The organism is Streptomyces sp. NPDC028907 (assembly GCF_055564995.1).
Genome location: NZ_JBVHVE010000007.1, coordinates 480,945 through 505,131 on the forward strand (window position 1 = coordinate 480,945; position 24,187 = coordinate 505,131).

The window sequence follows — 24,187 nt, forward strand, 5'->3', positions numbered from 1 at the left end:
CGGGGGATCACGGGAGGCAATCTCCCGCAATGCCCGGACAACTCCCCATGTCTTGTCGGCAGTGCGGAAGTTCAGCTTCCGGATGTCTCTTCGAGTTACTTGTGCGTCGGTAGTAGGCTCGCGCCAATTGTTGACGCACAGGTGTGCCCCCTGCCCGGTTGGGGGGTTTGAGCTGGGGGAGGCCATGCGCTTTCGCGGGAAGTCGATCCGCCGGAAGATGGTGGCGCTGCTTCTCGTGCCGCTGGTGTCCCTGACCGCCATCTGGGGTTTCGCCACGGTACTCACAGGGCGAGGTGTGGCCCAGCTGTTCACGGTGTCGTCCCTCGTCGAGAAGATCGGCTACTCCACCGAGGACGCCGTCCGCGTCCTGCAACAGGAACGCCGCCAGGCACTGGTCTATCTCGCCGATCGCCGGGCCTCGGACGCCCTGACCGCGCTGCGGGCCACCCGAAGCGCCACCGACGCCGCCGTCGCCGAGATCCGCAGGAACGCCAAGGACCCCGACGTCCGCGACGGGCTGGACCAGGGCGACAGCGAGCGCCTGACCGCCGTCCTCGACGCCTTCGAGGGCATCAGCCCCCTGCGCCGCAGCGTCGAGGACGGAACGGTCACCCGCACCAAGGCCCTCGACCTCTACAACCGTCTCGTCGACCCCTGTTACGCCCTGCTGGGCTCGCTCGACGGGATCGACAGCGTGGCGATGGACAAGCAGGCCCGCGCCCTTCTCAACGCCACCCGAGCCCGCGAGCTGCTCTCCCGCGAGGACGCGTTGCTCAGCTCCGCCCTCGTGGTCGGAAGGCTCTCCCGCGAGGAGATACACGACGTCTCCGATCTCGTCGCCCAGCGCACGCTCATGTACGAGATCAGCCTGGTGGACCTGCCCTCGTCGGAGCGTGAACGCTACGAACGCTTCTGGCGGAACGCCTCCACGGCGCCACTGCACGACGCCGAACAGGCCGTCATCGCCACCGAGCCCGGCAGGCCCAGCACCGTCGACGCCAAGACCTGGGACACCGCCGCCGCCGGCGTCCTCGACGAACTCAGCCAGATGAACGACGAGGCGGGCACCCGCTATCAGGACCGTGTCAGTCCCGTCGCGATGGGCGTCATCATCAAGGCGGCCATCGCCGGCGTCCTCGGTCTGCTCGCCCTGCTGTTCTCGCTCGTCCTGTCCGTGCGCATCGGCCGCGCTCTCATCCGCGATCTGCGGCAGCTGCGCCTGGAGGCCCACGAGGCATCCGGCGTACGGCTGCCCAGCGTGATGCGCCGTCTCTCCGCCGGAGAACAGGTCGACGTGGAGACCGAGGTCCCGCGCCTTGAGTACGACAAGAACGAGATCGGCGAGGTCGGCCAGGCCCTCAACACCCTCCAGCGCGCCGCCGTCGAGGCAGCCGTCAAACAGGCCGAACTGCGCGCCGGCGTCTCCGAGGTGTTCGTCAACCTCGCCCGCCGCAGCCAGGTTCTCCTCCACAAGCAGCTCACCCTCCTCGACACCATGGAACGCCGGACCGAGGACACCGACGAACTCGCCGACCTGTTCCGCCTGGACCACCTGACGACCCGTATGCGCCGGCACGCCGAGGGCCTGGTGATCCTTTCCGGCGCCGCGCCCTCCAGGCAGTGGCGCAAACCCGTGCAGCTCATGGACGTCGTCCGTGCCGCCGTCGCCGAGGTCGAGGACTACGAGCGCATCGAGGTCCGCCGGCTGCCCCGCGTCGCCGTCACCGGCCCGGCCGTCGCGGACATCACCCATCTCGTGGCCGAACTCCTGGAGAACGCCACGGTGTTCTCCCCGCCGCACACCGCCGTCCAGGTGCTCGGCGAGCGTGTCGCCAACGGCTTCACCCTGGAGATCCACGACCGCGGCCTGGGAATGGCCGCCGACGTTCTGCTGGACGCCAACCTCCGGCTCGCCGAGACACCCGAGTTCGAACTGTCCGACACCGACCGGCTCGGCCTGTTCGTGGTCAGCCGTCTCGCCCAGCGGCAGAACGTCCGGGTCTCGCTGCAGCCGTCGCCGTACGGCGGGACCACCGCCGTCGTCTTCATCCCCGACGCGCTCCTCACCGACGACGTCCCGGACACCAACGGCATCGGATTCCGCCTCGACCGCCCCACGCCCTCAAAGGAAGCCGAGCTGGAGGAGGCGCGTCGGGCCGCCCTGTCCCATGTGCCGGCCCGCGTGCCCGGTCTGCCCGCGTCGCTCCTCGACGGCCCGGTCGAGCTGGAAGCCCCCGTCGATCTCGACGCCCTCAGCGACTTCCCGGACGGGCTCGATGACGAGGAAGCCGAGCGAGGCGGCCTCTTCCGCCCGCGTCGCACCCTCGCCGCCACGGAGGAGGAGCCGACGGGCCCGCTCGGCGAACAGCGCCCGGTCTCGGGCATCCACGGCGGACCGGCCCAGGCCGACTCTGACGACGAGGTGCGCGCCCCGGTCCCGCTGCCCCGCCGCAGCCGGACACCCAAGCTGGTCAGCTCGCACGGACGCCCGGTCACCGAGCAGCGCTCCAGGCGAGGGGAACCGGAGCCTGAGCCTTCGCCGGGCCCGAGCCGCCCGGAGCCGAACGGCCTCGCTCCCTTGCCGGCCCGCCGTCGCAGTACCGGACACCACAGCGAGGGAGCCGACGCGCCCGACCGGATCAGCGACCGCGCCGACGCTCCGCCTTCCACTGGGCGCGGCCCTGGTGAGCCGCCGGAGCCCCCGGCTCTCCCGAGGCGCTCCCGGCGTCCCGCCATCGCGTCGAGCGGCCCCGAAGACCCAGCCTCGCCCCGGGCCACCGCGCAAGCGCAGACCAGCTCGGGCGTGGGACCGCTGCCCCGGCGCGTGCGACAGGCCAGCCTCGCTCCGCAGCTCAAGAAGGGCCCCGCGCAGCGGGGTGAGGACCGTGCGGAGCTCGCCGAGCGGGACGCGGACGAGGTCCGCAGCCGCATGGCCTCCCTCCAACGCGGCTGGCAGCGCGGCCGGCAGGAGAACGCCGAGGGCGAGGACGCCCACACCGGCACAGCACCACAACGAACGACTAAGGGGGACGGTCGATGACCGCACCGAAGGCGACCGGCCACACCGCGACCAACCAGTCCGGCGAGCTCAACTGGCTCCTGGACGATCTGGTGGACCGTGTCGCCAGCATTCGCAAGGCCCTCGTGCTCTCCGGTGACGGCCTGCCGACGGGCGTGTCCAAGGACCTGACCCGCGAGGACAGCGAGCACCTGGCCGCCGTCGCGTCCGGCTTCCACAGCCTCGCCAAGGGCGTGGGCCGCCACTTCGAGGCGGGCAACGTCCGGCAGACCGTTGTCGAGCTCGACGACGCCTTCCTGTTCGTGACGGCAGCCGGCGACGGCAGCTGCCTCGCGGTGCTCTCGGACGCCGACTCCGACGTCGGCCTCGTCGCCTACGAGATGACGCTGCTCGTCAAGCGTGTCGGGGTGCACCTCGGCACCGCTCCGCGCACCGATCTGCCCGCGGGCGGGTAGTGGGATGGCATGAGCGCTGACGGTCAGGGAAGAAGCCACTGGTTCGACGACGAGGCCGGACCAGTCGTTCGTCCGTACGCAATGACGCGGGGCCGCACCACCAGTACGGCCCAGCACCGCCTCGACCTGATCGCAGTGGTCGTCGCGGAACCGCACGCGGACGACCCGGAAGCGGACTCGACGCTGTCCCCGGAACACGTGGACATCGTCGGACTGTGCCGTCACGCCCCGCAGTCCGTCGCCGAACTCTCCGCCGAGCTCGATCTGCCCATCGGAGTCGTACGGGTCCTCGTCGGGGATCTCGTGGACGCGGAATTCGTCCATGTGAACCGGCCAGTACCGCCTGCGGAACTGGTGGACGAGAGTATTCTGCGCGACGTGATCAACGGCCTGCGGGCGCTGTGAGCGGCGCGGAAGCGGGGTAGTGACGTGACAGGCTGGCAGTTCTGGGTCGACCGAGGCGGCACCTTCACGGACGTCGTCGCGCGCCGCCCGGACGGCCGGCTGATGACGCACAAGCTCCTCTCGGAGAATCCGGCTCGCTACTCCGACGCGGCCGTCGCGGGCGTACGCGAGCTGCTCAGGGGTTCCCAGGACCCCGTCGAGGCGGTCCGCATGGGCACGACGGTCGCTACGAACGCCCTCCTCGAACGCAAGGGCGAGCGGACCCTGCTCGTCATCACCCAAGGCTTCCGCGACGCCCTGCGCATCGCCTACCAGAACCGCCCGCGCATCTTCGCCCGCCGTATCGAACTGCCCGAGCTGCTGTACGAACGGGTCGTCGAGATCGACGAGCGCATCGCCGCCGACGGAACCGTCGTGCGCGCGCCCGACCTGGACGCCCTCGAAGGCCACCTCCAGCACGCGTACGACGACGGAATCCGCGCCCTCGCCGTGGTCTGCATGCACAGCCACCTCCACCCCACCCACGAACAGGCCGTCGGGCATCTCGCCGCCCGCATCGGCTTCCCGCAGATCTCGCTGTCCAGCGAGGTCAGTCCCCTGATGAAGCTCGTCCCGCGCGGAGACACGGCCGTCGTCGACGCCTACCTCTCGCCCGTGCTGCGCCGCTACGTCCAGCACGTCGCCGACGAGCTCGAAGGCGTACGGCTGATGTTCATGCAGTCCAACGGCGGCCTCGCCGAAGCCGGCCAGTTCCGTGGCAAGGACGCGATCCTCTCCGGCCCCGCCGGAGGCATCGTCGGCATGGCGCGCATGTCGCAGCTCGCCGGCTTCGACCGCGTCATCGGGTTCGACATGGGCGGCACCTCCACCGACGTCTCGCACTTCGCCGGCGAGTACGAACGCGTCTTCACCACCCAGATCGCCGGGGTCAGGCTGCGCGCCCCCATGCTGGACATCCACACCGTCGCGGCAGGCGGCGGCTCGGTCCTCCACTTCGACGGGTCCCGCTACCGCGTAGGGCCGGACTCGGCGGGCGCGGACCCGGGGCCCGCCTGCTACCGGGGCGGCGGCCCGCTGGCGGTCACCGACGCCAACGTCATGCTCGGACGCATCCAACCCGCCCACTTTCCCAAGGTGTTCGGCCCCGAAGGGGACCAGCCGCTCGACACCGCCCTCGTCCGCGAGCGCTTCACCTCCCTCGCCCGCGACATCAGGGACCAGACCGGTGACGACCGCACTCCCGAGCAGGTCGCCGAGGGCTACCTTCAGATCGCGGTCGCCAACATCGCCAACGCCGTGAAGCGGATCTCCGTGCAGAAGGGGCACGACGTCACCCGCTACGCCCTCACCACCTTCGGTGGAGCGGGAGGTCAGCACGCGTGCATGGTCGCCGACTCGCTCGGCATCCGCACCGTCCTCGTGCCGCCCATGGCCGGCGTCCTCTCCGCCCTCGGCATCGGCCTGGCCGACACCACGGCCATGCGTGAACAGTCCGTTGAGGCGCCCATGGAAGCCGCCTCCATGGCCGGCGTCCTGAAGACGGCGGACGACCTGGAATCCGCTGCCCGCACCGAACTCCTCGACGAGGACGTCCCCGAGGACCGGATCAAGGCCACCCGCCGCGCCCAACTCCGCTACGACGGCACCGACACCACCCTCACCGTCGAGCTCACCGAGCCCGACACGATGAGGCGCACCTTCGAAGATAGTCATCGCGCCACGTACTCCTTCACACTCGACCGACCGATCGTCGTCGAAGCCCTCTCCGTCGAAGCCACCGGCATCACCGAACCCCCCGATCTCTCCGTCCTCGCCCCTTACGATGCCGCCCCCGAAGGCAGCCCGGCCGCACCGGAAACCGTCCGCCTCCACACGGGCGGCACCTGGCGCGACGTCCCCCTCCACCGCCGCGAGTACCTGCCCCCCGGCGAGACCGTCACCGGCCCGGCGATCATCACCGAGGCCAGCGCGACGACGGTCGTCGACGACGGCTGGCAAGCCGCGACGACCGACGACGGGCATCTGGTCATGGAACGCGCGGCGATTACGGAGAGTTCCGATCTCGGCACGAAGGCAGACCCGGTTCTTCTCGAGGTCTTCAACAACCTCTTCATGTCCATCGCCGAACAGATGGGCGCTCGCCTCGAATCAACGGCCCAGTCCGTCAACATCAAGGAACGCCTGGATTTCTCCTGCGCGCTCTTCGACCCGAACGGAAACCTGGTGGCCAACGCCCCGCACATCCCCGTCCACCTGGGCTCGATGGGCACCAGCGTCAAGGAGGTCATCCGCCGCCGCGGCTCGCGGATGCGCCCAGGCGACACCTACGCCGTCAACGACCCGTACCACGGCGGCACCCACCTCCCCGACGTCACCGTGATCACCCCGGTCTTCGACACCGACAGCGCGACGAACACGGAGCGTGAGCCGGAGATCCTCTTCTACGTCGCCTCACGCGGCCACCACGCGGAGATCGGCGGCATCGCCCCTGGCTCCATGCCGGCGAACAGCCGCACCATCGAGGAGGAGGGCATCCTCTTCGACAACTGGCTGCTCGCCCAGAACGGTCGCTTCCGCGAGCCGGAGACCCTCCGACTGCTCACCGACGCGTCCTACCCTTCCCGCAACCCCAAGACCAACCTCGCGGACCTTCGCGCCCAGATCGCGGCCAACCAGAAGGGCGTCGACGAAGTCGCCCGCATGATCGACAACTTCGGCCTCGCCGTCGTCCAGGCGTACATGAAGCATGTCCAGGACAACGCGGAGGAAGCAGTACGCCGAGTCATCGACGCCCTGGACGACGGCGAGTACGTCTACGAGACCGACTCCGGCGCGTTCATCCGGGTACGCGTGCGCGTGGACCGCGAGAACCGCTCGGCCACCGTCGACTTCACCGGCACGTCCCCGCAACTGGCCACGAACTTCAACGCACCCTTCTCAGTCGTCAACGCGGCCGTCCTGTACGTCTTCCGCACCCTCGTCGCCGACGACATCCCGCTCAACGACGGCTGCCTGCGTCCCCTCGACATCATCGTGCCGCCCGGTTCGATGCTCGCCCCCGAACCCCCGGCGGCGGTCGTCGCGGGCAACGTGGAGACATCCCAGGCCATCACCGGCGCCCTCTACGCCGCACTGGGCGTACAGGCCGAGGGCTCCGGAACCATGAACAACGTCACCTTCGGCAACGAACGCCACCAGTACTACGAGACCGTGGCCTCCGGATCCGGCGCGGGCGACGGGTTCCCCGGCGCGCCCGTCGTCCAGACCCATATGACCAACTCGCGGCTCACCGATCCCGAAGTGCTTGAGTGGCGACTGCCCGTACAACTCGACGAGTTCGCCGTACGGCGCGGCAGTGGCGGGGCCGGGCAGTGGCGCGGCGGGGACGGTGCCGTGCGCCGCATCCGGTTCCACGAGCCCATGACCGTCTCCACGCTGTCCCAGCACCGCCGGGTCCCGCCGTACGGCATGGCGGGCGGCCACCCCGGCGCGCTGGGCGCCAACCGCGTGGAACACGCCGACGGAACGGTCACCGCGCTCGGCGGCAGCGACTCCGCGGACGTCGGACCCGGCGACGTACTCGTCATCGAAACCCCTGGCGGCGGAGGCTACGGCCGGCCGTCGCGCGACCCCCATCAAGCAGGAGAAGAGATCGATGATCTTCGGGCGTTCTGAGCGCGGGAAGCCTCCGGTCGAGCCCGTAACGCTCAAGATCCTGGTGGCCGGCGGCTTCGGCGTGGGCAAGACGACCCTCGTCGGCGCGGTCAGCGAGATCAGGCCGCTGCGCACCGAGGAACTGCTCACCGAGGCCGGACGCCCGGTCGACGACACGAGCGGTGTCGAGAGCAAGAGCACCACCACCGTGGCCATGGACTTCGGACGCATCACCCTGCGTGAGGACCTGGTGCTGTACCTCTTCGGCACGCCGGGCCAGGAGCGGTTCTGGTTCATGTGGGACGAGCTGTCCGAAGGCGCGCTCGGCGCCGTCGTGCTCGCCGACACCCGCCGCCTCGAGGACTGCTTCGCCGCCGTCGACTACTTCGAGCGGCGCTCCATACCCTTCCTTGTCGGCGTCAACTGCTTCGAGGGGGCGGACCGATATCCCGCGGAGGCCATCCGGCAGGCCCTCGACCTCGACAGCGACGTACCGCTGCTGCTGTGCGACGCCCGCGACAGGGAGTCCGTGAAGGAGATCCTCATCGGTGTCGTCCAGCACGCCATGGGCTTCCAGGCGGACCGCCGCGAGACCGTGACCACCTGAGGCCGGGAGGCGGGCACGGCCCGTACCCCCGCCGACCGGGGTACGAGCCGTGGCTCATGGGCACGCGCGTCTCTCACGAGGGGACGCACGCACGCGTGGACCGTTCTTCGCCTTCAGCCGTCCCGTCAGTTCTCGCCGTCCTCCAGCCAGCCGAAGCTCTTCTCCACCGCCTTGCGCCAGTTGTGGTACTCGCGCTCACGCATGTCGGCGGTCATGCCGGGCGTCCACTCGGCGTCCTTCGCCCAGTGCGCCTTGAGCTCGTCCAGGTCGTTCCACACGCCGGTGGCCAGCCCGGCCGCGTACGCGGCCCCCAGGCAGGTCGTCTCGGAGACCTTGGGCCGGATCACCGGCACGTCGAGCACATCCGCCTGGTGCTGCATGAGCAGGTTGTTCTTCGTCATGCCGCCGTCGACCTTCAGGGTCGTGATCTCCACGCCGGAGTCCTGGTACATGGCGTCCACGACCTCGCGCGTCTGCCAGCTCGTCGCTTCCAGGACCGCGCGGGCGAGGTGCGCCTTGGTGACGTAACGCGTCAGGCCGGTGATCACCCCGCGCGCGTCGGAACGCCAGTACGGCGCGAACAGGCCGGAGAAAGCCGGCACGATGTACGCGCCGCCGTTGTCCTCGACGCTCGCCGCCAAGGGCTCGATCTCGTCGGCGGTGCGGATGATGCCGAGCTGGTCGCGGAACCATTGGACCAGCGCGCCCGTTATGGCTATCGCCCCCTCCAGGCAGTACACCGGCGCCTCACTGCCGATCTTGTAGCCCATCGTGGTCAGCAGGCCGCTCTTCGACGGCACCGGCCGGTTGCCGGTGTTGAGCAGCAGGAAGCTGCCTGTGCCGTACGTGTTCTTGGCCGTGCCCACGTCGTAGCAGGCCTGCCCGAACACGGCGGCCTGCTGGTCGCCCAGGGCCGAGGCGACCGGCACCCCGGCCAGTTGACCGACGGCGGTCCCGTACACCTCGGCGGAGGACCTGATCTCCGGCAGCATGGCCTCCGGCACGTTCATGGCGGTCAGGATCGAGTGGTCCCACTGGAGAGTCTCCAGGTTCATCAGCATCGTTCGTCCCGCGTTCGTCACGTCGGTGACGTGGTGCCCGCCGTCCGTGCCGCCGGTGAGGTTCCAGATCAGCCAGGAGTCGATGGTGCCGAAGGCGATCTCACCGCGCTCGGCACGGGCCCTGAGACCGGGCACGTTGTCCAGCAGCCAGGCAGCCTTGGGGCCGGAGAAGTAGCTGGCCAGTGGCAGGCCGGTCTGCTCGCGGAAACGGTCCTGCCCGTCCGATCCGCCGAGCTGGTTGCACAACGCCGCGGTACGCGTGTCCTGCCACACGATCGCGTTGTGCACCGGTTTGCCTGTGGCCCGGTCCCAGAGAACCGTCGTCTCACGCTGGTTGGTGATGCCGAGCGCGCTGAGCTGGTCGGCTCGCAACCCGGCCTTGGCGACGGCGCCGGCGACCACCGCCTGCACCTTGGACCAGATCTCGGTGGCGTCGTGTTCCACCCAGCCGGGTTTGGGGAAGATCTGGCGGTGCTCGCGCTGGTCGACGGCCACGATGGCGCCGTCCTGGTTGAAGATGATGCAGCGGCTCGAGGTCGTGCCCTGGTCGATGGCGGCGACGAACTTGTCCGTCATGGCGTCCCCTTCGTCGGTTCCTTCAGAAGGCTGCGTTGAAGATGAGCCCGGACAGCGCCCCGCCGATCAGCGGTCCGACCACCGGAATCCAGGAGTAACCCCAGTCCGAGGTGCCCTTGTTGGGAATCGGGAGCAGGGCGTGGACGATGCGGGGGCCCAGGTCACGGGCCGGGTTGATGGCGTATCCCGTGGGACCGCCGAGCGACAGGCCGATGCCGACCACCAGGAACGCGACGATCAGAATCGCGGTGCCGGACACACCGAGCCCCTTGGTCAGTCCGAAGGCGAGGATCGGCAGCACCAGCGCGACCGTCGCGATGATCTCCGTGACGAGGTTCGCCACGGTGTTGCGGATCGCGGGCGCGGTGGAGAAGATCCCGAGGGTCGGCTGAGCGATCTCTTCGTCGGCGTTGGCCTGGAACTGTGCGTAGTAGACCAGCCAGCAGAGCACCGCACCGAGGATCGCCCCGACCATCTGGCCGGCGATGTAGACGGGAACCTTGTCCCATTCCCCGGTGTCGATGGCGATCCCGACCGTCACGGCCGGGTTCAGCTGCCCGCCGGACAGGGGAGCTGCGGTGTACGCGCCGGCCATCACGCCGAAACCCCAGCCGAAGGCGATGACGACCCAGCCCGCGTCCTTGGCCTTGGAGTAGTTGAGTACGACGGCGGCGACCACACCGGCCCCGAAGAGGATCAGGATCGCGGTCCCGATGACCTCACCGAGGAATATGTCTCCATTGCTCATGGCGGCTCCTAGGCCCTGACCGGGACCATCGGCCCGGTCTCCTGCGGGGTGCGTTTCCCATGGCGACTTCAGCCGAAGGCAGGGATGGTCCCGCGCCCCGCCCGGCGTCCGTGACGAGCGTGCCGTAACAGCCGAATCACCCGTGGGGGAGTGGGCCCTTGGTACAGGCGGAACCGCACGGCGCAGTGCGTGGATACGCCGAGAATGTACGGCGATGTCGGCTGACACCGGGAAGTGTTCACCGGCGTCCAGGGGGCGTCAAGGTCGCCGACGCCAACGGTTGAGGGCGTGCCGACGGGTCACGGACCCACGCCGACCGTGCTCCCGGCGCGCCCGCTGGTGGATGGGATGGGCACCGAGGTCCTGCTGAGGCCGGCAGGCAGGCCAGTTCCTGCCGGACCCGGCAGAGGCCGATGGTCATGGCTGTGCTGTGGCCTGAGGTCACCTTTCAGCCACCTTCGGCCACGTGGAGAAAGCGTCTCACCCCCTGCCGGGCTCCGCCACCGCGCACGCCGACTGGGGTGGGGCGGCGTCCGTCCCGCGCAGGATCTCCAACCCGGGCAGCCCCGCGCGGCCCAGCACCCAACTCGCCCCGTTCAGTGACTTCGCCGCCTTCTTCAGCGGGGCCAGACAGGAGGCCGCCTGCCGGTGGTCCGCCACGCTTCCGGGTTCGCACAGGACGGTGGCCAGGGACAATGTGACGGGGCGTCCGGCCGCCGACCATGGTGAGTCGAGGACCGAGGCGGCCAGCGGGTACAACCCCTCCGGATCCGCCAGCACCAGGAAGTCGTCCCCTCCGATGTGACCCACGCGCGTACTGTCCGACGCCACGTGGTGCAGTGCCCGTCCCACCGACCGGATGAGCTCATCGCCCGCCGCGAAGCCGGCTCCGTCGTTGACCTGTTTGAAGTGGTCGACATCCAGCCAACTCAGTGCGAACGTCCGTCCGTCCGCGATCCGTCGGTCCACCTCGCCGGTGATCGCGTCCGAGCCCGGCAGCCGGGTCAGCGGGTTGAGTCCGGCCGCCTCCTCGACCCGGCTCTCGGCCAGGGCCCGCACGAGGTCCGCGAGCCGAACGACGCCCACACACCGGCCGTACCGGTCGACCACGGCCACATCGTCCGACGTACGGGCCCTGCCGCCGTCCGCGACCACGTCCAGCACCTCCCACGCTGTGGCGTCGACGCCCACGGTGCGCGGCGGATCTCCGAGCTTGGCCGCCGGCCGGTCCGCGTACAGGGCGTGGCCGTAACGACCCGACATCGACAGCAGGAAGCGGGAACGATGCACCGATCGCACCGGAACACCGCTCCGGTCCACCAGCAGGACCCCCGACACATCCGGCGACCCGGTCAACAGCGCCCGGACCTGGCCCGCGGACGCGGTGGCGGGCAGCAGTGCGGCCGGGCGCACGAACTCCCGCACCGACGGCCCCGATCGCGGCGTCGCCGCCAGTCCGGGGGAGCGCGACGGAACGTATACCTCCGCGGCGGGCAGCCGAGCCGGCGGGGCGAACAGCTCACCCTGAGCCAGTTGAGCACCGGCCGACCGTGCGGACGCGCACTGCAACTCCGTTTCCACGCCCTCGACGCACAGGAGAGCACCCAGCTGCTCGCACAGCGTCCGCATCGCCCGTACCCCCGCCGGCCGCGCCAGCAGGGACGCGTCGAGCTTCACCAGGTCCGGCGCCATGTCCGTGAGCAACCGCAACGGGACGTCTCCGTCGCCGACGCCGTCCGTACAGATCCGGAAACCCTGGCCACGGAGCGCGCCGATCGCTTCCAGCAGCGCCTGCTGGGGCACGTGTGTGTACGGCGGCCCGATGTCGATCGTCACCTCCCACGGCAGCCGACCCGCCGCGCGCACGGCGTCGTGCAGCGGTGTGAGCCCGCCCAGGTCGGCGAGAGTGCCGGCGAACACGTTGACGTACAGGGGCAGCAATGTCTCCTTGCGCGCCGCCGCACGGAACGCCAACACGGCCAGCCGACCGTCCAGTTCGGGATCGCGGCGAGCCTCGGCCAGGACGTCGCCGGTCTCCGGGCGGGCGAGTATCTCCAGCCCCGCGACTCCCCCGGTTGTCAGATTGACCACTGGTTGGAAGGCGAAGCGGAGAGTATCCGTCCAGGAGTCCACGGGAGCATGATTGCGCCGACCACGTACGCCCGGGGCCAGTTCATGAGACGTTCACACAGCATTTCGGGCTACTTACACAGCGTAGATGTGTGCCTGGTCGCCACGCCTCAGCACACCGCGACCATCGCGGACCCGTGCCCGAACAGTCCCTGGTTCGCGGCGATGCCCACCCGCGCCCCGGCGACCTGCCGGTCACCCGCACCTCCTCTCAGCTGCCAAGTGAGTTCGCACACCTGGGCGATGGCCTGGGCCGGAACAGCCTCTCCGAACGACGCCAGGCCGCCGCTCGTGTTCACGGGTATGCGGCCACCCAGCGCCGTCGAGCCATCCCGCAGCAGCTTCGTGGCCTCACCCTGACCGCACAGCCCCAGGTCCTCGTACCACTGCAACTCCAGGGAGGTGGACAGGTCGTAGACCTCCGCGAGGCTCAGGTCCTCGGGACCGACGCCCGCCTCCTCGTAGGCCGCGCGCGCGATCGATTCCCGGAACGTCCCGTCCGCCGGTCGCACCGCCGCAGCCGAGTCCGTCGCCATGTCGGGCAGATCCAGGACCGTGTTCGGATAACGTGGCGTCACGGTGGACACCGCCCGGATCCGCACCGGGTCCGTGGCGCCGTGCCGACGCGCGAACTCCATGCCGGCCAGCACGAGCGCCGCCCCTCCGTCCGAGGTCGCGCAGATGTCGAGCAGCCGCAGCGGGTCGGCGACCACCGGGGAGGCGGCGACCTCCTCGGCGGTGACCGGCTTGCGGTAGCGGGCGTAGGGATTCAGCGCGCCCAGGGCGGCGTTCTTCACCTTGACCTGCGCGAAGTCCTCCGGTGTGTCCCCGTGTACAGCCATCCGCCGACGCGCGTACAGGCCGAAGTACGTGGGATTGGTCGCGCCGAGAACTCGGAAGCGAAGCCAGTCCGGATCGTCGGGTCGGTCACCGCCGGCCGGCCGGAAGAACCCCTTGGGAGCCGCATCGGCTCCCACCACGAGCACCACGTCCGCAAGTCCCGAAAGTATGTGCGCCCGCGCGGTGTTGATGGCCTGCGCCCCGGACGCGCACGCCGCGTACACATTCGTGACCTGGGCGCCCTGCCAGCCGAGCGCCTTCGCGAACGTGGCCCCGGCCACATAGCCCGGATAGCCGCCGCGCACTGTGTCCGCACCGACGATCGACCCGATGTCCCGCCACTCCAGTCCGGCGTCGGCGAGTGCCGCGCGGGCCGCCGCCACCCCGTACTCGACGAAGCCACGTCCCCATTTGCCCCAGGGATGCATGCCCGCACCGAGCACCGCCACGTCGTCTGTCACGCCGCCACCCCCGTAGGCCGCCAATGCCAGGTCGTCCAGATGGTCTCGGCGTCCTCGTGCAGTACGCCCGGAACGACCTCGACCTCCGTGCCCACCGTCAGATCGGCGACGGTGACCCCGGGAACCGCCTGTCCCAGCACCACGAGGCGCTCGGATTCCAGCTCCACAGCGATCAACGCGTACGGCTCCCATGGAAGTTCCGGATCGGTCACATAGGGTGACGGAGGCCGATACTGGCTGTCCGTGTACGACCAGATGTGCCCGCGCCGCGAGAGCGGGAACTCCTCCAGGTCGCCGCCGGAGCAGCCCGGGTTTCGGCAGTGGGCGTCCTCGCGCGGAAAGAAGATCGAGGCGCAGGTCGAGCAGCGGGTGGCCAGCAGTCGGAAGTGGTCCCCGTCACCGGTGAACCACCCGGCGACCACCGGCGTGCGCGTGCGTGGCATGGTCCCTCCTGAAGACTGGATCTGACGGGACGTCAGAAGTGTGCCACGGGCAACCGCGAAGCGGCAGAGTGACTTGCGAGTGGACCGCGCCCGACCGCTTCCCTCGCGGACGAGACTCCTGATAGACGCAGGAGGCATGACACGACTCTCGACCACGGTACGGAGACTGGTCACGACCCTCGCCACCCTGCTCGCCGTGACCGTCGCTGCCGCCACCGCCCAGGCGAATCCCGAGCCCCGAGCGCCGGAGAACTTCGTGGCGCTGAGAACCGTGGATCCCACCATCCTTCAGGAGATGCGCTACTTCACCCCGCACAACTTCGTGGGCGAGCCCATCGACGGTTACCGACAACCTCTCTGCATCCTCACCCGACCCGCCGCCGAAGCACTCCACCAGGCCCAGAAGCGGCTGCTGCGCCAGGGCTACACACTCAAGGTCTACGACTGCTACCGGCCCCAGCGCGCCGTCGACCACTTCGTCCGCTGGGCCGAGGACCTCGACGACCAGGCAATGAAAGGCGAGTTCTACCCCGACGTCGACAAGACCCGCCTGTTCGAGGACGGATACATCGCGGAGAAATCCGGCCACAGCCGCGGCTCCACCATGGACCTGACGATCGTCAGGCTGCCGACCAAGCCCACCAGGCCCTACGTACCTGGAGAGCCCCTCGTGCCCTGCTACGCGCCGCAGGACGAGCGCTTCCCCGACAACTCCGCCGACATGGGCACCGGATTCGACTGCTTCGACCCCCTCTCGCACACCCTCGACCCACGCATCCAGGGCGAACAGCGCGCCAACCGCCTGCTGCTCAAGAGCACCCTCGAAGCCCTCGGATTCGTGAACCTCGCCGAAGAGTGGTGGCACTACACGTACAAGCCGGAGCTCTATCCGGACACCTACTTCGACTTCCCCGTGTCCTGGAACTCCCTCACGAAGCCCTGATGACCGGCCCTCGGAAGACGCCCTTCCGCTGATCGGATACAGTCCGCCGCGTGTCCGAAACTCAGTTCTCCGCCCCCAACTCCGCAGCAAGCTCCCACTGTTCGAGCTGCGGCGCGCCCTACGGAGAGGGCGTCTCCGGCTGGCCCCGCACCTGCCCGGCGTGCGGCACGGTGGCCTACCGCAACCCCCTGCCGGTAGCCGTCGCGCTCCAGCCCGTGTACGACACCAAGGGCACCGCCCTGGTCGTCATCACCCGAACCGTCGCCCCCGCGCGCGGAGGCATCGCCCTGCCGGGCGGCTACATCGACGATCGCGAGGACTGGCGGCAGGCCGTCGTCCGCGAACTCAAGGAAGAGACCGGCATCGACGCGGCCGGCCGCGACGTACGACTCGCCGACGCGATGAGCTCCCCCGACGGGCACCTGCTGCTGTTCGGCCTCCTGCCGGAACGGCCCGCCGATCGTCTCCCGACCTCGGCCGCCACGGACGAGACCGAGGGCTGGCACCTCCTGCACAGGCCGGAGGAGCTGGCCTTCCCGCTGCACACGCTGGCCGTGAAGGCCTTCTTCGAGGGCCGCTACGTCTGACGCTCATCGAGCCCGCGTATACGCACCGGACGGGGTGACCTGATCACACCGTCCTCGTGCTCCAGCTCGACCAGCAGCTTTCGCCCATCCCAGCGTGTGACGTAACGCTCGATCTCCGGTTCGTCCCAGCCGTCACCCGCATCAGCCACGACCAGCCCGCCCCCGGTACGCCCCGGGGCGGGCGCCCACACCTCCAGTTCCAGCCCGCCGTCGTCCCCACGCACGGGGACGACGGCGCCCGAGCGCGCGAGCACCGGGATCCGGGACAAAGGTGCCTCGACGAGAACCTGCCCCGGTCCTTCGTACGCCCGCCCCGTCGCCGTGTCGTACCAGCGCCCTCGAGGCAGCTGCACCGCACGCCGGTCCGTGCCCGGATCAAGCACGGGCGCCACCAACAGGCAGTCGCCCAGCAGAAACGCATCCTCACAGTCGCGCAGCCCACGGTCCTCGGGCGCCGACCACCACAGCGGACGCACATAGGGCGCCCCGGTGCGCCGGGACAGGTGCGCCAGCGTCACGAAGTACGGCAGCAGCTTCCGACGCTCGACGAGCGCCACACGCGCGTGCGCCAGCACCTCGGGACCGAACTCCCATGGTTCCCGGCGCCCAGCCCGCATACTCGCGTGCGTACGGAACAGCGGCAGATACGCGGCCAACTGGAACCATCGCAGATACAGCTCCGGCGAGGGACTCCCGTCGAAGCCGCCCACGTCCGGCCCCGAATACGGCACACCGCACAGCCCCAGGCCCACGACCAGCGACAGCGAGGCCCGCAGCCCCGGCCAGCCGGTCGCCACGTCCCCGGACCACGTCCCCCCGTAGCGCTGCATGCCGACCCAGCCCGAACGGGAGAAGACGAAGGGCCGCTCATCCGGCGCCAGTTCGAGCAGCCCTTCGTAACCGGCCCGAGCCATGCACAGCCCGTAGACGTTGTGCGCCTCTCGATGGTCCCCACCCCGCCCCTCCAGCGAATGGCGGGCCGAACGCGGCAACGTCGACTCCCCGAAAGCCGCGAACGAAGTCGGCTCGTTCATGTCATGCCAGAATCCCGAGAACCCCTGCCCCAACCGCTCCTCGTACAGACCACCCCACCACTGCCGCACGCGCGCGTGCGTGAAGTCCGGGAAGACCGCCTCCCCAGGCCAGACGACCCCTCGCACCAGCCGCCCGGAGGCGTCCCTCACGAACGCGTCCTCGGCCGACCCGCTGTCATACACGGCATTGCCCGGCGCGGCCTTGAGGGCAGGGTCGACGATCGACACCAGGCGGATGCCGTCCCCGCGCAAGTCCTCGGCAAGCTGCGGCAGTTTGGGGAAGCGCTCCTCGTCGACCGTGAACACCTGGTGCTGGTCATAGTGGTCGATGTCCAGATGCACGGCGTCCAGCGGGAGATCTCGCTCCTGATATCCCGAGACGATCCGCCGCACCTCCTGCTCGCTGCCGAAGCCCCACCGCGCGTGCTGGTGACCCAGCGCCCACGCCGGCGGCAGCGCGGCCGCACCGGTGAGAGCGGCCCAGACGAGCAGCACGCGCGCGGGGGTACCCACCATCACCCAGCAGCGCAGCGGACCGCCGTCCATCCGCAGTTCGCTCGTCCCCGCCAGGTCATGCCCGGAACCGGCGCCCTCCTCACCCTCCCGCAGCGTCACCGTGCCGTCCCACGAGGTGTCGTAGAACACCAGATGCGTGGCCGCGTCGGCCACCACCAGCTGCACCGGCATGGTGATGTACAGCGGGTCGTCGCCCGGGCCGAACGCCTGGCCGGGGTCGGTGTTCCACAGCCGATACGTTCCGTCCCTCAACCGAGGACCCGACGCCCGCCCCCCGAGCCCGAAGAACCGCGCGTCCGCGGCCACCTCCGACCGCTGCATCCACCGTGCGGATCCACCACCCACCGGCTCCCACCAGCGCGGCGGCAGCTCACGCCGAAGCGTCACGCCACCGGGGGTCTGCACCTCCACGGCGCCGTGCCGCGAGACGACGACCGTCACCCGCTCGGCCACGACCCGCCAGCCGCCGTCCTTGTCGGGCTCCAGCACCGCCCTGGGATCCGGCTCCGGACAGCGGTCCACGAGGGCGTACGACGGCTCGGGACCGGCCCCGTCCCAGCCCCAGAAAACGGCCCCGTTCACGGCGACGGTGATAAGCAGCTCGGACCGGCTGAACCGGATGACACCACCCCCCGGCCCGGGCCGCACCTCCTGCACAGGTCCGGGCACCCGAGCGCGCTCGACGCCCCGGGATGGCAGCCCCGCGGCGTCGACACGCCTCCTACGCCACGCCGCCCGCACGGTACGCAACCCCTGGGCCGCCCCCACAGAACCGACCACCTTCATCGAACGCACCAGGTCACGACCGTCCATGCTGCTCAGCCTGCCATTGACCGCCCCACGCGCGCGTGTCGTTCAACTGCCGTTCACCTGTGCCGGGACCACATCTTCACGACACGGACTATGTGGGGCGGACCCTGGTGTAGAAGTCGATCACATGGCATCGTCCGTGTCAGCCGCGTCACGCGCACAACCCAGCCGTGCGCGGAAGACGCACACGACGCGCAGAGTCCGGGAGCCGCTCCATGTCGATCATGAACCCTCAGCCGCTCTGGCAGCCAGATCCGGAACGCATCGCCCTGGCCCAGGTCACCAAATTCCATGCCTGGGCCGCCGAACACCACGGCGCCCCCACCGAGGGCGGCTACGCGGCCCTGCACCGCTGGTCGGTCGACGAACTGGACACCTTCTGGAAAGCCGTCACGGAGTGGTTCGACGTACGCTTCTCCACCCCCTACGCGCGCGTGCTCGGTGACCGCTCGATGCCTGGCGCCCAATGGTTCGCCGGCGCGACCCTGAACTACGCCGAGCACGCCCTGCGCGCCTCCGCGACCCGACCCGACGAACCCGCGCTCCTGCACGTCGACGAGTCACACGACCCCCGCCCCGTGACCTGGTCCGAGCTGCGCCGCCAGGTCGGCTCCCTCGCCGCGGAACTGCGAGCCCTCGGCGTACGCCCCGGAGACCGCGTCAGCGGCTACCTCCCGAACGTCCCCCAGGCCGTAGTCGCCCTCCTGGCCACGGCCGCCGTCGGCGGTGTCTGGACCTCCTGCGCACCCGACTTCGGCGCCCGCAGCGTCCTCGACCGCTTCCAGCAGATCGAACCGATCGTCCTGTTCACCGTCGACGGCTACCGCTACGGCGGCAAGGAGCACGACCGCCGCGACACCGTCGCCGAACTGCGCCGCGAGCTGCCCACACTGCGCGCCGTGGTGCACATCCCCCTGCTCGGCACCGAGGCCCCCGAAGGCGCCCTGGAGTGGTCGGCCCTGACCGCCGCCGACGAGGAACCCGTCTTCGAACAGGTCCCCTTCGACCACCCCCTCTGGGTGCTCTACTCCTCCGGCACGACCGGCCTCCCCAAGGCCATCGTCCAGTCCCAGGGCGGCATCCTCGTCGAACACCTCAAACAACTCGGTCTGCACTGCGACCTGGGCCCCGAGGACCGCTTCTTCTGGTACACCTCGACGGGCTGGATGATGTGGAACTTCCTGGTCTCCGGCCTCCTCACCGGCACCACGATCGTCCTGTACGACGGCAGCCCCGGCTTCCCCGACACGGGCGCCCAATGGCGCATCGCCGAACGCACGGGAGCCACCCTCTACGGCACCTCCGCGGCGTACGTCATGGCCTGCCGCAAGGCCGACGTCCACCCAGGACGTGACTTCGACCTCAGCAAGGTGCAGTGCGTCGCCACCACCGGATCACCCCTTCCCCCCGACGGCTTCCGCTGGCTGCACGACGAGGTCCGCGACGACCTCTGGATCGCCTCCGTCAGCGGCGGCACGGACGTGTGCTCCTGCTTCGCCGGAGCCGTGCCCACCCTGCCCGTGCACATCGGCGAGCTCCAGGCCCCCAGCCTCGGCACCGACCTGCAGTCCTGGGACCCCAGCGGCAATCCCGTCACCGACGAGGTCGGCGAGCTCGTGGTCACCAACCCCATGCCGTCCATGCCGATCTACTTCTGGAACGACCCCGACGGCAGCCGGTACCACGACAGCTACTTCGACACCTACCCCGGCGTATGGCGCCACGGCGACTGGATCACCGTCACCTCCCGCGGCTCCGTCGTGATCCACGGCCGCTCCGACTCGACGCTCAATCGCCAGGGCGTCCGCATGGGCTCGGCCGACATCTACGAAGCGGTGGAACGCCTGCCCGAGATCAAGGAATCCCTCGTCATCGGCATCGAACAGCCCGATGGCGGCTACTGGATGCCCCTGTTCGTGCACCTGGCTCCGGGAGCAGTGCTCGACGAGGACCTCCTGAACCGGATCAAGCGGACCATCCGCGAACAGCTCTCACCCCGTCACGTCCCCGACGAAGTGATCGAGGTCCCAGGCGTCCCCCACACCCTCACCGGAAAGCGCATCGAGGTCCCGGTCAAGCGCCTCCTCCAAGGCACCCCGCTGGAGAAGGCGGTCAACCCGGGCTCCATCGACAACCTCGACCTCCTGCACTTCTACGAGGAGCTCGCCCGCAAGCGCGCCTGACCCGTCGCCCGGCTTAGGGCCCCACCGATTGGAGGCGAAGCCCGAGGCCGGACGCTTGCGACGCCATCGCCCAGACGCCGTTGTCAGTGCCGCCGGTTACTGTGAGTGAGCATTGATCGACTGCGCACAGGGGGAAACATGGCACTCACCGACGACCAGACGATGCGACGCGTCCTGCGCCGCGAAATCGCCGGCACGATCGGTCTGCTGACCGACGAGCACGACTTCCGTGCCATGAGGCACTACCGCAGCTTCACCTTCGACGATCACAAGATCTACCTCCAACAGGTGGAGGCCCTCCTCAGGACCCGGGCCTCCCAAGGCAGCCATACGACGATCGCCCTCTTCGACCCACAGGAATACGCCGAGTTCTGCGCGGAAACGGGCCTCGACCCCGACGATCCGTCGAGCCGCACACGTTTCACCGCCGAACTCGCGACGACGGGCCCCACCATCCCCTACCAGGGCCAGCCCCTGACCGACCTCGTCCCGGCCCTCGTCGACGAAGCCGTCCGACAAGCCACGTGGGAGTACGCGTCCACCCTCCTGGCACGCCTCGGCGCCTGCGCCACCTGTGGTGAGGACATCGGCCGCGCGGCCTTCGCCCGCGCCTCCAACCTCGTCGTCCGCATCCTCGACACGGCCCACCCGGGAAGCCGACACCTCGTCTGCAGCGTCACGGGCACCCCCGAGACACTCGTCTCCGTCCTGCACGCCGACGAAGACGCCGAGGGCGCCACACACCTCGACGAGGCCGAAGCCCTGGAATTCACCACCGTCCTCGCCCTCGGCCTCGCCACTCAGAGCCCCGGCGGGCTCGTCATGCGGACCAGCGCCCCCGGCACCTCCGACCGCATCTACGGCTGGCGCCTGCGTGGAGAGGGCCTGGAACCTCTCACCGCGGGCGAAGTCTTCGACGCCTACTGCACCGACATCGACACCGGAGACCTCATCTCCCCGGAATCGGGCGTCGACTACTGCGTACCGCCGGACCTCGGCAATGAGGGAACCCCACCGGCACACCAGCACTGAACACGGATGGGGCGCTCCACCCAAAGAGTGGAGCGCCCCACAACCCGACGATGCGGCCGGACCGGCCCGACTACTCGCCGGACAGCACCGCCTGAGCGGCGTTGCGCGCCTCCTCGGCGCTGTCCGCCGCCCGCGCGGCCGCAGCGGCACGCTCACACTGCGCCAGCGTGTACTTCGCCAGCGTCGCGCGGACATAAGGGATCGACGCCGAGCCCATGGACAGGGAGGTGACACCCAGACCGGTCAGCACACACGCCAGCAGCGGGTCCGACGCCGCCTCACCACAGACACCACAACTCTTGCCCTCGGCCTTCGCCGCCTCCGCGGACAACGCGACCAGGTCGAGCAGCGCGGGCTGCCACGGATCCTGAAGCCGGGACACCGCACCCACCTGACGGTCCGCGGCAAACGTGTACTGCGCGAGGTCGTTCGTCCCCAGCGACAGGAACTCGACTTCCTGCAAGATCGAACGCGCCCGCAGCGCGGCCGACGGAATCTCCACCATCGCGCCGAACTTCGCCTGAAGCCCGGCCGCGCGGCACGCGTCCGCGAACGCCTTCGCATCGGTACGGTCCGCCACCATCGGGGCCATGACCTCGAGGTAGACGGGAAGCCCTTCGGCCGCCTTCGCAAGCGCCGTCAGCTGGGTCCGCAGCACCTCGGGGTGGTCCAGCAGCGTCCGCAGACCCCGCACACCCAGCGCCGGGTTCGGCTCATCGGCCGGTGTCAGGAAGTCCAGGGGCTTGTCCGCGCCCGCGTCCAGGACACGCACGACGACCCGGCCCTCCGGGAAGGCATCGAGCACCTGCCGGTAGGCCTCTACCTGCTTCTCCTCCGAAGGCGCCTTCTTGCTGTCGTCGAGGAAGAGGAACTCGGTCCGGAACAGACCGACACCCTCGGCGCCCGCCTCGACAGCGGCCGGCACATCAGACGGCCCACCGACGTTGGCGAGCAGCGGCACCTTGTGGCCGTCCGCGGTGGCACCCGGACCGCTCGACGCCGCGAGCGCCGCCTTACGGGCAGCGGCAGCGGCCTCCAGCTCCGCCTTCTTGGCATCGGTCGGGTTCACGAAGATGTCGCCCGTGCTGCCATCGACAGCGATGACCGTGCCTTCGGCGAGCTCACCGGCCCCCGGCAGCGCGACGACGGCCGGCACACCCAGCGCCCTCGCCAGAATCGCGCTGTGGCTGGTCGGACCGCCTTCTTCGGTGACAAAGCCGAGAACGAGAGCCGGGTCCAGCAGCGCCGTGTCGGCTGGAGCGAGGTCGCGAGCGACCAGGACGTAGGGCTCGTCGCTGTCCGGGACACCGGGCATTGGGACCCCGAGCAAACGAGCGACGATACGATTCCGCACGTCATCAAGGTCGGCCACACGACCGGCGAGATACTCACCGGCACCCGCCAGCAGCTCGCGGTACGCGGCGAAGGCGTCGTACACAGCACGCTCGGCAGTGCTGCCCACGGCGATACGCCGATCCACGTCCGCCATCAGTTCCGGGTCCTGGGCCATCATGGCCTGCGCCTCGAGGACCGCCTGGGCCTCGCCTCCCGCCAGATTGCCACGCGCCATCAAGTCGGCTGCCACGGCCTCCACGGCCTTGCGAGCGCGCCCCTGTTCACGCTCCGCGTCCTCGCCCGGAATCTGCTTGGCTGGCGGCTCGAGTACCGCCGTTCCCATGTGCCGAACCTCGCCGATGGCCACACCGTGGCTCACGCCGACGCCTCGCAGCGTTGTCTCCATCTCACCCGTCTCCGATAGTGCGGCGGGTCCCGCCGCCGCAGTGGTTGTCGTCCTTACTTGCCGCCGTAGGACGGCACCGAAGTCACTTCCAGACGAAGAGACTGTCGCCGGCCTTCACATCGCCGTTGTCACGCAGTTCGGAGAGAGCCTCTGCCGTGGCTTCGAGGGCCACGATCGGGCAAACCGGCGACTTACCGGCTGCCTCGACGGCCGAGGGGTCCCAGCGGACGATGCCCTGGCCGCGCGTCACGGTGTCCCCTTTGTTCACGAGCAGCTCGAAGCCCTCGCCGTTGAGCTGAACGGTGTCGATGCCCAGGTGGGTGAGCACACCGTGGCCCTGCTCATCGACGACGACAAAGGCATGGGGGTGGAGGGAGACGATGACTCCGTCGACCGGCGACACCGCCTCGGACGGCTCGCGCACCGGGTCGATCGCCGTGCCGGGGCCGACCATGGCCCCGGAGAAGACCGGATCCGGCACTGACGCCAGTCCGACGGCGCGTCCTGCAAGTGGGGACGTGACGGTGGTCATGGGAAGCCTCCCAGGGGTGGAGATCGATATGGGCCGTCGCTGCCTGTGCGGACGACACACTGTTCAGCAGGGTATGTCACACGAAGTGCCGGTTCCGCGCGGGCACTCAGAGTGGTCTAGACCATACCCCATATCGATTTGCACCCGCTCTGTCGGCGCGTGTACAGTCGTACTCCTGCTTGGGGCTGAGTGACGCAACTACGCATCCTCGTCCGGCAGCACCAAACTTGTCAGATCCTATCCCGGGGTCACTTTCTGCATGCCTGCAGGACGGTGGTCAGGGGGCCGGAAAAACCCTGATAGAGTTTGGAACAGCGAAGGGAAGCGCCCGGAGGAAAGCCCGAGAGGGTGAGTACAAAGGAAGCGTCCGTTCCTTGAGAACTCAACAGCGTGCCAAAAATCAACGCCAG

The 24,187-nt window shown here is 69.6% G+C and carries 17 protein-coding genes; 9 read left to right on the top strand and 8 right to left on the bottom strand.

The annotated features are described in order from the left end of the window. Positions 1–184 precede the first annotated feature (184 nt). The 5 genes from ACZ4UU_RS24325 to ACZ4UU_RS24345 are packed head-to-tail and all read left to right on the top strand — an operon-like array spanning position 185 to position 8,140. Positions 185–3,040 carry a nitrate- and nitrite sensing domain-containing protein gene (locus ACZ4UU_RS24325; protein WP_471905466.1) on the top strand — a complete coding sequence of 952 codons (2,856 nt, stop codon included), beginning with the start codon at positions 185–187 and terminating at the stop codon, positions 3,038–3,040. Continuing rightward, a complete protein-coding gene (locus ACZ4UU_RS24330; RefSeq protein WP_062704455.1) occupies positions 3,037–3,474 on the top strand; it encodes a roadblock/LC7 domain-containing protein in 438 nt (145 codons plus the stop codon). Before ACZ4UU_RS24325 ends, ACZ4UU_RS24330 begins: the two co-directional genes overlap by 4 nt. 9 nt (positions 3,475–3,483) lie before the next feature. Further along, positions 3,484–3,879, top strand: a complete 396-nt coding sequence (locus ACZ4UU_RS24335; RefSeq protein WP_471905467.1) for a DUF742 domain-containing protein — start codon at positions 3,484–3,486, stop codon at positions 3,877–3,879. Positions 3,880–3,903: 24 nt separating this feature from the next. Further along, entirely contained in the window at positions 3,904–7,554 is a 3,651-nt protein-coding gene (locus ACZ4UU_RS24340; RefSeq protein ID WP_471905468.1) for a hydantoinase B/oxoprolinase family protein, read from the top strand. Beyond that, positions 7,535–8,140, top strand: coding sequence for a GTP-binding protein (locus ACZ4UU_RS24345; RefSeq protein WP_471905469.1), 606 nt, complete (start codon positions 7,535–7,537; stop codon positions 8,138–8,140). The genes ACZ4UU_RS24340 and ACZ4UU_RS24345 overlap by 20 nt, the downstream gene beginning before the upstream one ends. A gap of 125 nt (positions 8,141–8,265) precedes the next feature. On the opposite strand, the gene glpK is transcribed toward ACZ4UU_RS24345, so the two are convergent. The 5 genes from glpK to ACZ4UU_RS24370 all read right to left on the bottom strand — a co-directional run bounded on the left by glpK (position 8,266) and on the right by ACZ4UU_RS24370 (position 14,378). Continuing rightward, on the bottom strand, positions 8,266–9,777 hold the full coding sequence (glpK, locus tag ACZ4UU_RS24350; RefSeq protein ID WP_471905470.1) for a glycerol kinase GlpK: 1,512 nt from the start codon (positions 9,775–9,777) through the stop codon (positions 8,266–8,268). 22 nt (positions 9,778–9,799) lie between these two features. After that, the gene (locus ACZ4UU_RS24355) at positions 9,800–10,525 is read right to left on the bottom strand and encodes an MIP/aquaporin family protein (RefSeq protein ID WP_471905471.1); all 726 of its coding nucleotides are present in this window, start codon (positions 10,523–10,525) and stop codon (positions 9,800–9,802) included. 480 nt (positions 10,526–11,005) lie between these two features. Beyond that, the gene (locus tag ACZ4UU_RS24360) at positions 11,006–12,658 is read right to left on the bottom strand and encodes an EAL domain-containing protein (protein WP_471905472.1); all 1,653 of its coding nucleotides are present in this window, start codon (positions 12,656–12,658) and stop codon (positions 11,006–11,008) included. 107 nt (positions 12,659–12,765) lie between these two features. Next, a complete protein-coding gene (locus ACZ4UU_RS24365) occupies positions 12,766–13,956 on the bottom strand; it encodes a lipid-transfer protein (protein ID WP_471905473.1) in 1,191 nt (396 codons plus the stop codon). Then, a complete protein-coding gene (locus ACZ4UU_RS24370) occupies positions 13,953–14,378 on the bottom strand; it encodes a Zn-ribbon domain-containing OB-fold protein (protein WP_471905495.1) in 426 nt (141 codons plus the stop codon). Before ACZ4UU_RS24370 ends, ACZ4UU_RS24365 begins: the two co-directional genes overlap by 4 nt. Before the next feature lie 157 nt (positions 14,379–14,535). Here ACZ4UU_RS24370 and ACZ4UU_RS24375 point away from each other — a divergent pair, with 157 nt between their 5' ends. Then, positions 14,536–15,342, top strand: coding sequence for a M15 family metallopeptidase (locus ACZ4UU_RS24375; protein ID WP_471905474.1), 807 nt, complete (start codon positions 14,536–14,538; stop codon positions 15,340–15,342). Positions 15,343–15,392: 50 nt separating this feature from the next. Then, complete coding sequence (locus ACZ4UU_RS24380) at positions 15,393–15,929, top strand: NUDIX domain-containing protein (protein ID WP_471905475.1); 537 nt, start codon at positions 15,393–15,395, stop codon at positions 15,927–15,929. On the opposite strand, the gene ACZ4UU_RS24385 is transcribed toward ACZ4UU_RS24380, so the two are convergent. Further along, the gene (locus ACZ4UU_RS24385) at positions 15,920–18,292 is read right to left on the bottom strand and encodes a glycoside hydrolase family 31 protein (RefSeq protein WP_471905476.1); all 2,373 of its coding nucleotides are present in this window, start codon (positions 18,290–18,292) and stop codon (positions 15,920–15,922) included. The genes ACZ4UU_RS24380 and ACZ4UU_RS24385 overlap by 10 nt on opposite strands. A 212-nt stretch (positions 18,293–18,504) precedes the next feature. Here ACZ4UU_RS24385 and ACZ4UU_RS24390 point away from each other — a divergent pair, with 212 nt between their 5' ends. Both ACZ4UU_RS24390 and ACZ4UU_RS24395 read left to right on the top strand, forming a co-directional pair. Then, positions 18,505–20,472, top strand: a complete 1,968-nt coding sequence (locus tag ACZ4UU_RS24390; protein ID WP_471905477.1) for an acetoacetate--CoA ligase — start codon at positions 18,505–18,507, stop codon at positions 20,470–20,472. Positions 20,473–20,610: 138 nt separating this feature from the next. Next, positions 20,611–21,504: a hypothetical protein gene (locus ACZ4UU_RS24395; protein ID WP_471905478.1), complete on the top strand. Its 894-nt coding sequence runs from the start codon at positions 20,611–20,613 to the stop codon at positions 21,502–21,504. Positions 21,505–21,574: 70 nt separating this feature from the next. Here the strand turns inward: ACZ4UU_RS24395 and ptsP are convergent, their stop codons facing one another. Next, on the bottom strand, positions 21,575–23,245 hold the full coding sequence (ptsP, locus tag ACZ4UU_RS24400; protein WP_471905479.1) for a phosphoenolpyruvate--protein phosphotransferase: 1,671 nt from the start codon (positions 23,243–23,245) through the stop codon (positions 21,575–21,577). Positions 23,246–23,327: 82 nt separating this feature from the next. Beyond that, entirely contained in the window at positions 23,328–23,777 is a 450-nt protein-coding gene (locus ACZ4UU_RS24405) for a PTS sugar transporter subunit IIA (protein ID WP_062722478.1), read from the bottom strand. Positions 23,778–24,187 lie beyond the last annotated feature (410 nt).